Source organism: Paraburkholderia sp. BR10141 (genome assembly GCF_056155635.1).
The window spans coordinates 13,208-27,623 of the sequence record NZ_JBMIQH010000025.1; the positions used below are offsets into that span (position 1 = coordinate 13,208).

The 14,416-nt window shown below is 65.3% G+C and carries 14 protein-coding genes; 4 read left to right on the forward strand and 10 right to left on the reverse strand.

All coding sequences use genetic code 11. The annotated features are described in order from the left end of the window. Positions 1-74 precede the first annotated feature (74 nt). Positions 75-212 carry a hypothetical protein gene (locus tag ACOJB8_RS28695; protein ID WP_176733017.1) on the forward strand — a complete coding sequence of 46 codons (138 nt, stop codon included), beginning with the start codon at positions 75-77 and terminating at the stop codon, positions 210-212. A gap of 190 nt (positions 213-402) precedes the next feature. Next, positions 403-1,476 (forward strand): porin, encoded by a 1,074-nt coding sequence (locus ACOJB8_RS28700; protein ID WP_475015699.1) that lies wholly within the window; start codon positions 403-405, stop codon positions 1,474-1,476. Between the two features lie 71 nt (positions 1,477-1,547). Here the strand turns inward: ACOJB8_RS28700 and ACOJB8_RS28705 are convergent, their stop codons facing one another. The 5 genes from ACOJB8_RS28705 to ACOJB8_RS28725 form a co-directional block, all read right to left on the reverse strand. Beyond that, positions 1,548-3,515 carry a beta-galactosidase gene (locus ACOJB8_RS28705; protein WP_475015615.1) on the reverse strand — a complete coding sequence of 656 codons (1,968 nt, stop codon included), beginning with the start codon at positions 3,513-3,515 and terminating at the stop codon, positions 1,548-1,550. A gap of 77 nt (positions 3,516-3,592) precedes the next feature. Further along, positions 3,593-4,444, reverse strand: a complete 852-nt coding sequence (locus tag ACOJB8_RS28710) for a carbohydrate ABC transporter permease (protein ID WP_069269070.1) — start codon at positions 4,442-4,444, stop codon at positions 3,593-3,595. Positions 4,445-4,487: 43 nt separating this feature from the next. Beyond that, positions 4,488-5,393 (reverse strand): carbohydrate ABC transporter permease, encoded by a 906-nt coding sequence (locus ACOJB8_RS28715; protein ID WP_069269069.1) that lies wholly within the window; start codon positions 5,391-5,393, stop codon positions 4,488-4,490. Positions 5,394-5,460: 67 nt separating this feature from the next. Further along, on the reverse strand, positions 5,461-6,726 hold the full coding sequence (locus tag ACOJB8_RS28720; protein ID WP_475015617.1) for an ABC transporter substrate-binding protein: 1,266 nt from the start codon (positions 6,724-6,726) through the stop codon (positions 5,461-5,463). 112 nt (positions 6,727-6,838) lie between these two features. Beyond that, positions 6,839-7,975: an ABC transporter ATP-binding protein gene (locus tag ACOJB8_RS28725; protein ID WP_475015619.1), complete on the reverse strand. Its 1,137-nt coding sequence runs from the start codon at positions 7,973-7,975 to the stop codon at positions 6,839-6,841. A gap of 206 nt (positions 7,976-8,181) precedes the next feature. On the opposite strand from ACOJB8_RS28725, the gene ACOJB8_RS28730 reads away from it, so the two are divergent. Both ACOJB8_RS28730 and solA read left to right on the forward strand, forming a co-directional pair. Beyond that, entirely contained in the window at positions 8,182-9,207 is a 1,026-nt protein-coding gene (locus ACOJB8_RS28730; protein ID WP_475015621.1) for a LacI family DNA-binding transcriptional regulator, read from the forward strand. Positions 9,208-9,342: 135 nt separating this feature from the next. Continuing rightward, positions 9,343-10,500, forward strand: a complete 1,158-nt coding sequence (gene solA / locus ACOJB8_RS28735) for an N-methyl-L-tryptophan oxidase (protein WP_475015623.1) — start codon at positions 9,343-9,345, stop codon at positions 10,498-10,500. A 15-nt stretch (positions 10,501-10,515) separates the two neighbouring features. On the opposite strand, the gene ACOJB8_RS28740 is transcribed toward solA, so the two are convergent. The 5 genes from ACOJB8_RS28740 to ACOJB8_RS28760 form a co-directional block, all read right to left on the reverse strand. Then, positions 10,516-11,586: a hypothetical protein gene (locus ACOJB8_RS28740; RefSeq protein ID WP_342947466.1), complete on the reverse strand. Its 1,071-nt coding sequence runs from the start codon at positions 11,584-11,586 to the stop codon at positions 10,516-10,518. Positions 11,587-11,698: 112 nt separating this feature from the next. Further along, positions 11,699-13,003 (reverse strand): RNA polymerase sigma factor, encoded by a 1,305-nt coding sequence (locus ACOJB8_RS28745; protein WP_475015625.1) that lies wholly within the window; start codon positions 13,001-13,003, stop codon positions 11,699-11,701. Then, entirely contained in the window at positions 13,000-13,422 is a 423-nt protein-coding gene (locus ACOJB8_RS28750) for a VOC family protein (protein ID WP_475015627.1), read from the reverse strand. Before ACOJB8_RS28750 ends, ACOJB8_RS28745 begins: the two co-directional genes overlap by 4 nt. Positions 13,423-13,453: 31 nt before the next feature. Beyond that, on the reverse strand, positions 13,454-13,876 hold the full coding sequence (locus tag ACOJB8_RS28755; RefSeq protein ID WP_475015629.1) for a YciI family protein: 423 nt from the start codon (positions 13,874-13,876) through the stop codon (positions 13,454-13,456). Positions 13,877-14,026: 150 nt separating this feature from the next. Further along, on the reverse strand, positions 14,027-14,380 hold the full coding sequence (locus ACOJB8_RS28760; RefSeq protein ID WP_368683536.1) for a YciI family protein: 354 nt from the start codon (positions 14,378-14,380) through the stop codon (positions 14,027-14,029). Between the last annotated feature and the right edge of the window lie 36 nt (positions 14,381-14,416).

Sequence of the window (14,416 nt, forward strand, 5' to 3'; positions counted from 1 at the left end):
CGTACAAAAATAGCCCCCATCGAACGTAGCATTCCGTCAACGTTGCACACCTCTCGTCAGGGGAGAAGCGATCGGTGAACGCGCATTCAATCCGGCCCATGCCTAGCCGCAAGCCCACGATGACCACGCGCTCGCCCACGCTGTTCCTGCGCACGCGAGAGGACCCCGGCCGCCGCGCCAGACCGCAGGACTACGCGAAGTACTCCGCGTAGTACGCCGAGCAGCACTCCCAGCATTCCGATTCATGTGGTTCCGCGAGGAACCCCGGCCCCCTTTTGCCTGAAGCTTTATCCGCGGCTTTGCCTGGAGCATGGCCTGAAGCGTGCGCAGCACCTGTCACATCAATCTCAATCCATAAATAACACTAAGGATGACGAAATGTTACAACGCGACAACCTCGGCATGAAATGGCTGGTCCGCTGCCTCGCGGCGGCCGGTTTGATGGGCACAGCGAGTGTCGCAAGCGCGCAGAGCAGCGTCACACTGTATGGCATCGTCGACGGGTCGATCCTCTACACGAGCCATACGCTGAACACGCGGACGGGCCAGAACGCCGGTCATCAGTTCTCGTTGACGGACAGCGGCATATCCGGCTCGAACTTCGGCATGCGCGGCGCCGAGGACCTGGGCGGTGGGATGCGTGCGGTATTCGCGCTCGAGAGCGGCATCAGCATCGCGAACGGCCAGTTCGGCAATTCCAACGGCAACTTCTTCGGGCGTCAGGCGTGGATCGGCATGGAAAGTCCCTATGGTACGGTCAAGGCTGGTTTGCAGTACTCACCGTTCTTCCTCTCGCTCTACCAGACGGACCCGCGCGGCATGTCGTATTTCGGCAGCGGTCTCGTGAGCTACGTGAACAACGTCTACGTGACCGGGCTCTTCAACAGCAACGCGATTACGTATACGTCCCCGGAAATCGCCGGCATTCAGGCGATGGGCATGTTCGCCATGGGCGGCGCGGCGGACAACTTCCAGGCGGGACGCCAGTATTCGGCGAGCCTGCGCTATCACATCGCGGGCTTCACGATCACAGGCGCGCTGTATAGCGGCAATGGCGGAGGCAGCGCGGCCATCACGCCAGTGCCGAGCACCATCGAGTTCGTGGGCCGCACGATCGGCGCGAGCTATCGCTTCCCGAACTCGCTCACGATCTCGGCTTCGTACGCGCTTTACAAGGTTGCGCAGTCGTTCGACAACAGCGTCTACTCCGGCGGGCTCAGCTATATGATCACGCCCTACCTCGACGTCGACGCCGGCGTCTGGTACACGCGCGACGGCAACGACGGCACCAACCACTCGCTCCTCGCGTCGAGCGGCGTGCAGTTCTTCCTCTCCAAACGCACGACGCTCTATGGCCAGGTGGGCTACGTGAACAACCACGGTCGTATGGACACGGGCTTGTCGATCAACAACGCGCTCTTTGAAGTCTCCGGGTCGACCGTGGGCGCGAGCATTGGCATCCGGCATCTGTTCTGATGCGCGCGAGTGTTCCGCGGCGCGCGCGTGATGCGACGCGACGCGGAGCACTCTCTCGGGTTAGCTGCGGCTCAGCGGGTTTCGCGCCACGCGCACACGTCGCCTCGCGCAAGCTCGCGCGCGCCCAGCACGAACTGGGCCCCGTCGGGGGCCGGCGCCTGAACACGTTGCTCGCCAAAGTTGAAGGCGAAGCACAATCCGCCGCGTCGGCTCACGCGCAAGCCTTCGGGCAAGCGCTGCGTGGCGAGGCCCGCGCCGCGCGCGGCTTCGTCGAGCATGGCGAGATGCAGCTCGCGCGAAAACCACGCAGCGGCGTAACGCACGCGGCCATGCGAGAGCAGCGCAGGCCAGCCGTCTTCGAATTGCGCCTGAACGCGCGTGGCGCCGTTGGCGCGCACGTGATCGCGCCAATGCAATGCCTCGCCCTGCACGCCGGCTAGCGTGACCGCAGGCGCGAGCGTGGGCCGCAGCGATTCCGCCTCGAGCACCTGCAACGGCAGCACGCGCTGCAACACGCCGGGCGGCAGGTCGCCGGGTATGGCGAAGTGCGCGGTCTTCGAGCCGCTGCGCGGCCCGAACACCCACAGGCCGTCGCTGCGCTCGATCTGATCCACGAAGGCGTCGTCGATCACGGCCAGCGACGGCACCACCACGAGCCGGTACGCCGAAAGATCCGCGTGCCGCGAGACGATCTCGACATCGAGGCCCAGTTCGCGCAGCGCGCTGTAGTAGTCAAACGCGAGCGTCTGATAGTCGAAGCTCGCGCCGTGGCGCTGGATCTCGAACATCCACTGCGTTTCGTAGTCGAATACGAGCGCCACCTGGGCACGCCCCGCCGGTGCGAGTGTGCGCAACACGTCGCTCGCCGCGATCTCCCGCGCGGCCTGCTCCACCTCGCGGCCGCCGGGAGACAGCTCGTTATTCGGCAGATTGAGGCCCGAATGCATCTGCTCCTGCGCATACGGGCACTGCCGCCAGCGGAAGTACGAAACGAGTTCGGCGCCGTGCGCGAACGCTTCATAGGCCCACAGGCGCACCATGCCCGGCGCGGGCACCGGATTCCACGGCGCCCAGTTCACCGGCCCTGCCTGCTGCTCCATCACCCAGAAACGTCCGCCACCGATCGTGCGGTAACGGTCGTGGTCGAACGACGAGACGTCCGGGTGCGCGGTGCGCGCGTAGCGAGCCTTCTGCGATTCCGGCAACCCGATCACTTCGGTGCGCGCGATCGGATAGCTGTCCCACGTCGCCACGTCGATGGCCTTGTCCGCCGCGAACTGGTAGTGATCGAAGGTCGTGAAAAAACCCATGAAGTTGTGCAATACGTCGGCGTTCGGCGCGTGGCGGCGCAGCACGTCTGCCTGCTCGCGATGAAAGCTCGCGACTTCATCCGACATGTAGCGGCGAAAATCCAGATGATGCGCCGGGTTGGCGTCGGTCGGCGTGCGCACGGGCAACCCCACCGCTTCGAACGACGGGTACTCCATGCTCCAGAACACGTTGCCCCATGCCTCGTTGAGCGCCTCGATCGTGTCGTAGCGCTTCGCGAGCCACGTCTGGAAGCGGCGCTGCGCGGCGCTCGACCAGCTCGGCACGGTGTCGTGGCAGCCCAGCTCGTTGTCGGTCTGCCATGCGATCACGGCCGGATGCGCGCCGTAGCGCTGTGCCATCGCCTCCGTAATGCGCACACAATGGGCGCGATAAGCCTCGCTCGCAATGTCGTAGTGGCGGCGCGAGCCGTAGTTCCAGGGCGTGCCGTCGGCGCGCACGGGAAGCATCTCGGGCGTCGCGTCGACGAGCCACTTCGGCGGCGAGGCCGTGGGCGTGCCGAGCACGATCTTCAGGCCACGGGCCGCGAGCGTTTCGATCGCATCGTCGAGCCAGGCCCACTCATACACACCGGCGCGCGGCTCCATGCGGCTCCAGGCGAATTCGCCAATGCGCACGTGGGTAATGCCGAATTCGGCCATGCGGCGCGCGTCGTCGGCCCACATCGTTTGCGGCCATTGTTCGGGGTAGTAGCAGACACCGATTTGCATGAGTGACAATCCGCCTCGGAATAACGTCGGGAATACGAATGAAATAAAAAAGGGCCTTCGGCTGCGGCCGGGCTCTCTCAGCCCTTGCTCGCGCCGAAGGTAAGCCCCGCGACAAAGTGTTTCTGCATGGCGAAGAACATCAGCACCGAAGGCAGCGCCGCAAGCACCGAGCCCGCCGCCACGAGGTTCCACGCCGTGGTCCACTGCCCCTTGAGCGCGGCTACGCCCACCGTGATCGGCGCGGCGTCGTCGCCCTGGGTGAGACACAGCGCCCAGAAGTAGTCGTTCCAGACGAACGTGAAGACGAGAATGCCGAGCGCGGCGAGCGCCGGCCGCACGAGCGGCATGACGATACGCCAGTAAATGGCCCATTCGCTCGCGCCTTCCACGCGCGCGGCCTCGATCAGTTCGAACGGCAGTTGCTTGATGAAATTGCGCAGGAATAGCGTGCAGAATCCGGTCTGAAACGACACGTGAAAGATGATGAGCGCCCACACGGTGTTGTAGAGCCCTACGCGCAGCGCCATGTCGCGCACCGGGATCATGAGGATCTGGATCGGCACGAAGTTCCCGGCGACGAAGGCGAACAATACCGCCGTGTTGCCGCGAAAGCGATACGTGGATAGCGCGAAGCCCGCCATCGAAGCCAGCGTAATGGCACCGATCACCGAAGGCACCGTGATCAGCACGCTGTTCGCGAAGTAATGGAGCATCGGTGTTTGCGTGAGCGCCGCCCCGTAGTTTTCCAGCAGCGCGAAGTGCTTCGGCCAGCCCCAGTAGTCGCCCTGCTGCAGTTCCTCGGTAGACCGGATCGAGGTAATGAGCACGGCGAGCATGGGCAGCAGCCAGATGACGAGCGCAATGGGCAACGAGATCTTGTAGAGCGCGCGATTCGCGGGTTTCCAGCGATCGACGGGAAGCGGATACATGGGCAGCGACTCCGTGAACAGCGACGAAAAATCGACGGGTAACTCAGCGTTCTTCGCGCAACATGCGGCGCAAATGGAACACGATATAAACGAGCATGATGGCGAACAGCACGACGGCAATCGCTGCCGAATAGCCTTCGCGGTAGTATTTGATCGCCTGGTCGTACATGAAGTACGCGAGCACCGTGGAGCTGTCGAACGGGCCGCCGCCGCTCATCACGGCGATCAGGTCGAAGCTGCGCAGCGCGCCGATCACCGTGAGCACGATGGCCATGAACGTGGCAGGGCGCAGCTGCGGGAGCACCACGTGCCAGAAGAGCCGCCAGCCCTTCGCGCCTTCCATGCGCGCGGCTTCCACGATCTCGGGGTTGATGCCTGTGAGGCCCGTGAGATACAGGATCATGCAGAACGGTGTTTGCGGCCAGAGTGCGGCGAAGATAATGCCGAACGTCACGAGCTTCGGGTCGCCCAATACGGGTATGCCATGGCCGACGATCATCTTGAGCAGACCGAAGGTCGGATCGTAGAACCACGAGAACACGAGACCGACCACCACGCCCGAGAGCACGAACGGCGCGAAGAACAGCGACTTCACCGCGCGTATGCCGCGCACGTGCTGGTTCAGATAGAGCGCGAACACGAGACCGAGCGGCGGCGCGAGCAGGAAGAACACAAGCCACAGCAGATTGTTCTTGAGCGCGGTATAGAACGTGTCGGTCTGGAACAGTTCGACGTAGTTCGCGAGCCCGACAAACGTTTTCGCGGTCATCCCGTCCCAGTTATAGAAGCTGAGCGTGATGCTGCTGAAGATCGGGTAGACCACGCACAGCGCAAAGAGCGCGCAGCCCGGCAGCAGAAAAAACAGCGCGGCGCGATTCTGTTGCCGCCGCACAGTAGAGACGCGACGCGGCCGCGCCGCCCCAATGGGGCGCGCCAAGGTATCGGACATGGTGAAGTCTCGCCGGTGATCGAAGAAGGTACGGCCGGCGGCGCAATGCGCCGGCCGCACCGCGGCTTTACTTGTGGTAGATGCGCTGGCGCGTCGTTTCGAGGCGCGCGAGCAGCGTATCGAGCTGCGACGGGTCGCTGTAGAACTGCTGCATGGCCTTCATGCCTTCGTCGGCCATTTCCTTCTGCATGTCGCGGTCGTAGAACTGCGCAATGCCGCCGCGCGTGCTCGCGAGCGTCTGGAAGCCCACCTTGGAGATGGGATCGTCAGGCTCGGCTGCCTTGTTGTTCGAAGGCAGCTGGCCCCAGCCGTGCGCGAGTTCGGCGTTGATCGCGGGCGTTTCCATGAAGGCGAGCAGACGGCGCGCATCGGCCTTGTTCTTGGCCTTCGCCGGAATGAGCAGCACGTTCACGGGACCGTCTTCGGCCGTCGGCACATTGGCGTCGATGACCGGGAAGCGGAAGAAGCCCACGTTCTGTTTCATGGTCTCCGGGAAGCTCGCCGAGAAGAACGTGCCCATCAGCATCATCGCCGCCTTGCCGTTCACGAGCACCGGCGCGATCGAATCCACGTCGTAGGAAAGCGCGTTCTCCATGAAGCAATGGTTGTCCATCAGCGTCTTCCACGTGGTGTACACCTTCTTCACGCGGGGGTCGGTATAGGGAATCTGACCGGCCATCAGCTTCTGGTGGAACTCGTTGCCGTTGATGCGCAGGTCCAGATAGTCGAACCACGCGGCGAGCGTCCAGCTGTCGCGCGCGGCCACGGCAATGGGCTGCACGCCGATGGCGTTGAGCTTCTTGCAGCTTTCCAGCAATTCGTCGAAGGTCTTCGGCTCGGATTTGAGCCCGGCCTTGGCGAACAGGTCCTTGCGGTAGAAGAAGCCATAGGCGTCATATCCCAGCGGCGCGGCATACTGCTTGCCGTTCCATGTGGACGCACTCTTCACCGATGCGTACTGGTCGTTCCAGCCGTTTTTGGCCCAGTCCGGGGAGAGGTCTTCCAGCAGGCCGCGCTCGGCGTAATAGGCCATGCGCTCGCCGTCGTGCCACGACACCACATCGGGCGGATCGGTCGCGAGCCAGCCGCCCATCTGCACCTTGTAGGCTTCCTCGGTTATATAGGATACCTTGAGGTCGACGTCGGGATTGGCTTTCTTGAACTGATCGAAGGCATCTTGCCATGTCGAGCGCTGGTTGGCGCGCGCCGAGACGTTGACGGTCAGCGTCCCGGCGTCGGCGGCCATGCTCGTGAACGCCGTCGCCGCCACGATCGCGACGGCGGCCGAGCCGCGGGCCAGCGAACCGAACGCTTTCAAGCGATTGGAAAACATCTGTTGTCTCCTGTGTCGATCCATCCAACATGCTGTTGGACTGCCTTTGTCGACTGACGGCACCCGCGCCGCCAGACCTGGTGACCCGCTCTACCGGCGGGGTATAACGAAATCAGGCCAGCGCCGGCGCATGCGCTGCCGCGAGCCGGCGCAACCCTGTGCCTTCGGCGTCGAACAGATGGCACGCCTGCGGCGGCACATGCACGCGGATGTGTTCGCCAACACCGATAAGCGAATCGCCCGGCGCTTTGGCGACCAGTGTGCCGGCCGCATGATCCGCATGCAGATAGCTATGTTCGCCCAGGCGCTCGGCGAGCACCGTTGCGCACGCAATCGATTGATCGTCGCCAGTCAGCCGCAGATGTTCGGGCCGCACGCCCAGCGTGACCGGCTGACCGCGCTTCAATGCGCGTCCGTCCACGCAGGCGAGCAGCGTCTGCCCGCCTTCGAGCGTGACGCGCACGCCCTCTTCATCCACCGAGTCGACACTCGCGTCGATGAAGTTCATGCGCGGCGAGCCGATGAACCCGGCCACGAAGCGCGACTTCGGGTGGTGATAGAGATCGAGCGGCGCGCCGCTTTGCGCCACGCTGCCGTGGCGCTCCATGTCGGCGCCCGCGTGCAGCAGCACGATGCGGTCGGCGAGCGTCATCGCCTCGACCTGGTCGTGCGTGACATACACGACGCTCGCATCCGTGAAGCGCTGGTGCAGGCGCGCGATCTCGATGCGCGTATGGCTGCGCAACGCGGCGTCGAGATTGGAGAGCGGCTCGTCGAACAGAAACACGCCCGGCTCGCGCACGATGGCGCGGCCGATGGCGACGCGCTGACGCTGTCCGCCCGATAGCGCCTTGGGATGCCGGTCGAGCAGCGCCTCCAGTTGCAGGCTGCGCGCGGCGTCGCGCACGCGCCGCTCGATCTCGGCTTTCGGCACCTTGGCGATCTTCAGGCCGAACGCGATGTTGTCGAACACCGTCATGTGCGGAAAGAGCGCGTAGCTCTGGAACACCATCGCCACGCCGCGTTCGGCGGCGGGCACGTCCGTCACCAGGCGCGACCCGATGCGCAGTTCGCCTTCGCTCAATTCCTCGAGGCCCGCGATCATGCGCAGCAGCGTGGACTTGCCGCATCCGGAAGGCCCGAGGAACACGCAAAACTCGTGATGCCCGATGTCGAGATCGACATGCCGCACCACCGGCGGATGATCGCCGTAGCGCTTGCCGACGCCCGAGAGCTGTATCGTCGCCATGTTCTCGCCTCGAAATTTAAGCGCTTAAATTTTTATGCAGAAAACTTCCCACAGCCCTTGCGCAGCGGGCATTTAACCGCTTAAATTCGAATCCGGCACAATCGCGCATTCGTTGTCTCCGTTGATGTTGTGGGAGAAAAGTAGCAAACCCCGCCGCAGCATTGCAACATCTGAATCATCTTCCCTGAATGTGGGAAAGGTCCGACATGGTCACCTTGTCAGAAGTCGCGCGGCGCGCACGCGTCACGGCGGCTACCGTTTCGAATGTGCTGCGCAATCGCGAGAAGGTTCGTCCCGAGACGGCCGAGCGCGTGCTGCAGGCCATCGCCGAACTGGGCTACCGGCCCAACCTCAATGCGCGCGCGCTCGCGCAGGGGCGCTCGTCCACGCTCGCGCTCATGCTCTCGAACGTCTCCAACCCGTTCTACCCCGAGTTCGTGCTCGCGGCGGAACGCGCCGCGCGCAAGGCGGGCCACTTCCTGATGGTCTGCAACACCGACGACGACGCGCAAATCGGCCGCGCCTACCTGAACCAGATCGCGGGCACCTTCGCGGATGGCGTGCTCGTGATGAACACCGACATCGCCATGAACGAACTGTGCATCTCGGCCATGCACAGCGGCCCCATTCTGCTCGCGATGTGGGAGCACCCCGAGAATCCGCCCGTACTGCCGTGCGTGGCCGTGGACTTCGCGCGCGCGGGCGCGCTCGCGGCACACCATCTGCTTGAGTTGGGACACCGAAATATTGCCATGCTGATCGGCGACGGCTGCGGCGGCCTGCAGGATGCCCGTTCGGAAGGATTCCGAACGGCCTTGCGCGAAGGCGGCGTGAATCCGGCGAACGTGGCGCAGATGCAGGTGCGCGACTCGATCGACTCCGGCTACGCGGCCTGCCAGCAATTGCTCGCGCAGCACCCGCGCGTGAGCGCGATCTTCGCGACCAACGACCTGCTCGCGATCGGTGCCATTCAGGCGCTGGTCAGCATGGGCCGCGGCGTGCCCGACGATGTGTCCGTGATCGGCATCACGGACATTCAGCTCGCCCATCAGATGCGCCCCGCGCTCACCACGGTCGCGATCCAGACCGAGGCCGTGGCCGAGCTGTCGATCCGCAGCCTGATCCGGCTGATCGACGAACCGGACCAGCAGCCGCCCATGGTGCTCGGGCCGCCGCCCGAGCTCGTCACGCGCATGTCCACGGGGCCGCGCAAACGGCGCGCCCGGGCCTGACCCTGCACGCGTCGGACCTCGCTCGACAGGTGCGGGCGAAGCGCCGACAATGAATGCCCTTTACGGCGCGCCCGTCCGGTTCAGCGGAGCCAGGCGCACACACGTTCGCGCGCCGCGGCGCGCACGGGGCACTACATGCAGGACACAAACGCAAGTCATCGACATTTCGACACGCTGATCGTCGGTGCAGGTTCGATGGGCATGGCGGCCGGCTATTATCTGAGCCGCCTCGGCAACAAGGTGCTGCTGCTCGACGCCGACGATCCACCGCACGATCAGGGTGCGCATCACGGAGCGACGCGCCTCATTCGCCACGCCTATGGCGAAGGCGCCGCCTACGTGCCGCTCGCCTTGCGCGCCCAGCAGCTTTGGGAAGACCTCGAGCAGCAAACGCAGACTGCCCTTTTCGTGCGCACGGGCGTCGTCAACATCGGCTCGCCCGACGAAGCGTTCATGCGCGAGGTGCAGGCGAGCGCCGCCAGCCACGGCATCCCGCTGGAAACGCTCGATGCCGCCACGGCCGGCAAACGCTGGCCCGCGTGGCGACTGCGCCCAGAGCAGATCGCGAACTTCGAACCCGGCGCGGGCGTGCTCTATTGCGAGCGCGCGATCAGCACTTACCGGCAGCTCGCGACCGCGCTCGGCGCAACCCTGGGCACGAATACACGCGTCACGCGCATCGAGTGTCATGGGCGCGAGAGTGTCAACGTCTGGACCGACAGGAACGAAAAGTTCACCGCGCGCGACCTGATCGTGTGCGCCGGCAAATCGACTCGCGATCTGCTCGCGCCGCTGGGCCTCGAGATTCCGGTCACGCGCGTGCGCAAGAGTTTCGCGTGGTTCGAAGGCGAGCCAGGCCTCTTTGCGCCGGAGCGCTTCCCAGGCTTTTTCGTCGCCTCGGAAGTGGGCGGCTATTACGGGTTTCCCGATCTCGACGGCAGCGGCCTGAAGCTGGGCCGCCACGACACCGGCGAGCCCATCGCGGCGGACGCGCCGCTCGCGCCATTCGGCGCCGAGCCGAGCGATCTCGGCGATCTGCAAGCCTTCCTGGAACGCTACTTACCGGGCGCGGGCAAGCTGCGCGTGGGCCGGGCCTGCGAATACGACATGACGCCGGACGAACATTTCATCATCGACCGCGTGCCCACCTGCCCGAACGTGCACATCGCGACCGGCTTTTCCGGGCATGGTTTCAAGTTCGCCAGCGCGATCGGCGAGGCGCTAGCGGAGCGGATCACGCAAGGCGAAAGCCGCATCGACCTTGCGATGTTCGCGCGCAAGCGCTTCGCGTAGCGAGCCAGCTCACGCCTAGTTCGCGGGAATCGTCACGACCGGCGCCTTGCTGCTCGTCTCGGCTTCCGCGAGCGCCATGAGGTTCTGCAGGACCGTGAACGCATATTTCGAGTCGAAGTCGGCGCGCTCGACCCAATAAGCCGTGCCGTCGTAGTCGATCGCGACATAGGCGTCCGCGGGCGCCTTCGGCCCCTGGTGCACGATGATGATCGGCCGCGTTTCGCCCCCAATCAGCCCGACGGTCGGTTTCGTCGCGCCGCTTTGCACCTGGGCGTCCGGCACCTGCACCTGCGCGCCGATATTCGTGAGGATGCCGAGTACCGAGCGCGTCACCATGGGAATGCGATTGCCGCCCTGCGCGGAGGGTCCATAGACGATCTCGTACGTGCGCGTGTCCGCCGCAAGATGGAGCAGTTCACGCACGCGCGCCAGGTCCGCCGAAACTTGCGGCGACTGCGCGCTGTTCGTCGCGCCAAGTGCGAGGAACACCGTGTTCTTGCCGTTCTCGCTGCGCGACTCCACGTTCAGCTCGCCCGCCAGTTGCAGGCGCCGCAGCGCCTGGAGCAACTGGAAGAAACCCGCCGAGCCCGCGCTGCCCTCTCCGCCTAGCGCGCTGCCGTTCTGCAACCCGCCGATCGATTGCGCGCCGATACGCAGCAGCAGATCGACCGGCATGCCGCCTTCGGCGAGCGGCATCATGAGTTCCGGCGCGAGCGGCCGGATGTACGCCGATGCGAACGCTTCGCCCGTAGTTGGCGTGAACGTGAAAGTCGGGCGATTCGACCAGGAGATATTACCGGTCGCAAGCGCATAGTCCGGCTGCGCGCCTGAGCCGATATTGCCCGTGACGCCCGCCGTCGAATCGAATTGATACGCGGCGATGATCGAACTCACCGTGAGAAAGGCGGGCGCGTCGCCGTAACGCAAACCGATCACGGCCGCGAGTATTCCGCGTTTTTTTGCATCGCCGAGTGCTCTTGCGTAATCGACCTGATCGGCGCGCAAGCGCGTCGGGCCGAGATGCACACACGCCGTGCCCAGCAAGGCCGAGCACGAAACCGCCAGAATCGTCGCTTTTGAAATCATCGGAAGCCTGCGCGCCGGCCGCGCAAAGAGAGTGGGTCCGCGCGCACAGGTAGCAAGCGTTGTGCCCCGATATTTCAGAAGCGCAAGCGTGACCCTTCCGGAAATGACACCCTCAGGTCCGTGGCGCGCTCGATTGCGCCCGCGCCAGCAGCACTTCGCGGTCGCGCGCGTTCTGCGTGAGCGCGGCCGCGCGCTCGAATTCCGCTCGCGCTTCGGCATGGCGCGCCAGCTTTTCGAGCAGATCGCCGCGTGCGGCCGGCAGCCACGGATAGTGACGCAGCGAGGGTTCCGCACACAGCGCATCGACGAGATCGAGCGCCGCTTGCGGCCCTCGCGCCATACCCACCGCCACGGCGCGATTCAGACGCACGACGGGCGAGGCGTCGAGTTCGAGCAGCGCGTCGTAGATCGAGACGATTTGCGCCCAGTCGGTCTGCGCCGCGCTCGGCGCGCGCGCATGGCAAGCCGCGAGCGCCGCCTGCAGCGCGTATGGCCCAGGCGCACCCGCGCAGGCCGCACCGCGCGCGATCGCGGCAAGCCCGCGCCGGATCAATAGCGCGTCCCAGCGGCTGCGGTCCTGGTCGGCGAGCAGCACGGCGCGCCCTGCCCGGTCCACACGCGCGGGCAAGCGTGAAGCCTGCAGTTCCATCAAGGCAACGAGGCCGTGAGCCTCGCCCTCGAGCGGCACGAGTTCCGCCAGCATGCGGCCTAGCCGCAGGGCTTCTTCGCACAGCGCAGGGCGCGTCCAGTCCGGGCCCGCCGTGGCCGTATAGCCTTCGTTGAAGATCAGATAAATCACTTCGAATACCGAAGCAAGCCGCGGCTCGAGGTCGGCGAGGCGCGGCACTTCGAACGGGACTTTCGCCGCCGCGAGCGTGCGCTTGGCCCGCACGATGCGCTGCGCGACGGTTGCCTCCGGCACGAGGAACGCGCGCGCGATCTCAGCCGTAGTGAGGCCGCCGAGCAGACGCAGCGTGAGCGCGGCGCGTCCCTCCTTCGGCAACACCGGATGACACGCCACGAACACGAGCCGCAGCAAGTCGTCGCCGATCTCGTCCTCGCGCGCGGCGTCGAGCGCCTCCACGAAGTCGGGCGCGAAGTGCGCTTCGAGCGCTTCGAGGTCCGCGCCCATCGCCTCGTGCGCGCGCGCATGTGAGGCCGCGCGACGCAGCCGGTCGAGGGCGCGATGTTTCGCGGCGGTCATGAGCCACGCTCCGGGGTTCTCGGGAATGCCGCTCACAGGCCAGCTTTCCAGCGCGGCGACGAACGCGTCCTGCGCGATTTCCTCGGCCACGCCCACGTCGCGCACGATGCGCCCGGCGTGGGCGATCACCTTCGCCGTCTCGATGCGCCACACGGCCTCGACCGTGCGGCGCGTCGCCGTGAGTGGGTCGTGAGGGTCGCGCGCCTGCGTCACGAGCCGTGCGCGCCCTTTTCGATCGCGGCGGGCGACATGTACATCAGTTCCCAGATGTGGCCATCGGGGTCTTCGAAGCTGCGGCCGTACATGTCGGTGCCGCACTCCATCGGCGGGCGCTTCGAGGTGCCGCCCGCCGCGAGCGCCTTGTCGACGAGTCCCTCCACTTCCTCGCGCGACACGCACGAGAGGCAGGTCAGCACCTCGGTGCTTTCGCGGGCGTCCACGAGCGCCTTGTCGGTGAAGCCGCGCATGAAATCGAGGGTGAGCAGCATGGCGTACATGTTCTCGCCCAACACCATGCAGGCGGCCTGGTCGTTGGTGAATTTCGGGTCGAACTTGAAGCCGAGCTGGCCGAAGAAGTCCATCGAGCGCTTGAGGTCGCGCACGCCCAGATTGACGAAGATGTGCTTATGCATGTTTGGAGCCTCACGGTGATCGAGCAAATGCTCAGGATGCCTTACGTTGTTCCTGCAGCTGGCGAAAACTCGCGACGCCCTCGCACTGCGGAAGTTCGTCGAGTTCATAGAGCTGCCGCACTTCGACCTCGCCCTCGGTGTGCTTGCCGAATGGCGACGGGAACCGGCGCGCCCATTCGAGCGCTTCGTCGCGCGAGCGGACCTGGATGAGCGTATAGCCGGCGATCAACTCCTTCGTTTCGGCGAACGGGCCGTCGAGGATCGTGGGCTTGCCGTTCGTGTAGTGCACGCGGAAGCCGCGCGAGCTGGGCTGCAGGCCCGAGGCGTCGAGCAGCACGCCGGCCTTCGCCAGTTCCTCGTGATAGCGGGCCATTTCGGCGAATACTTCGACGTCGTCGGGCGGCTCGCCCGCTTCGGTCAGCGCATTGGCGCGCACCATGATCATGAATCGCATTGTCTACTCCTGAGTGTGACGTTCGGGTCGTTCGAGGCAAGCGGCACCCTTGGGTGCGCTCATGAACACGACGCGCGGGGCGCACGGAAATCGACAACGGACAGCGAAATCTCTTGCGTGCCTGGGGAAACTACCTGGAGAGGCACCCCTTCAGCGGAAACACGGACCAGTTTCGCGCACTTCGACGCTCGCCCATTGCGCCGCGGGACAGCGCTGCGCGATGGCCAGTGCCTCGTCGCGCGTTGCGCAATCGACAAGGAAAAAGCCGCCGATCATCTCCTTCGCCTCGGCGAACGGGCCATCGATGATGCTCGCGCGGCCTTCGCGCACCTGCACGCGTGCGCCGCCGGTGTCGGAGGTGAGCGCGTGCGCGTCGATCAGCTTGCCCTCGGCGGCGAGTTCGTCGGCGAACGCGACCATGCGCGCGTAAAGCGTCTCGCCTTCGGATGGCGCGCGCGTCTCGCGCTGGCCGCGCGGCTCGGCGATGAGCAGCATGAATGGCATGAAGGTGTCCTCTCAGTCAGCCTGCGATCCTGAAAG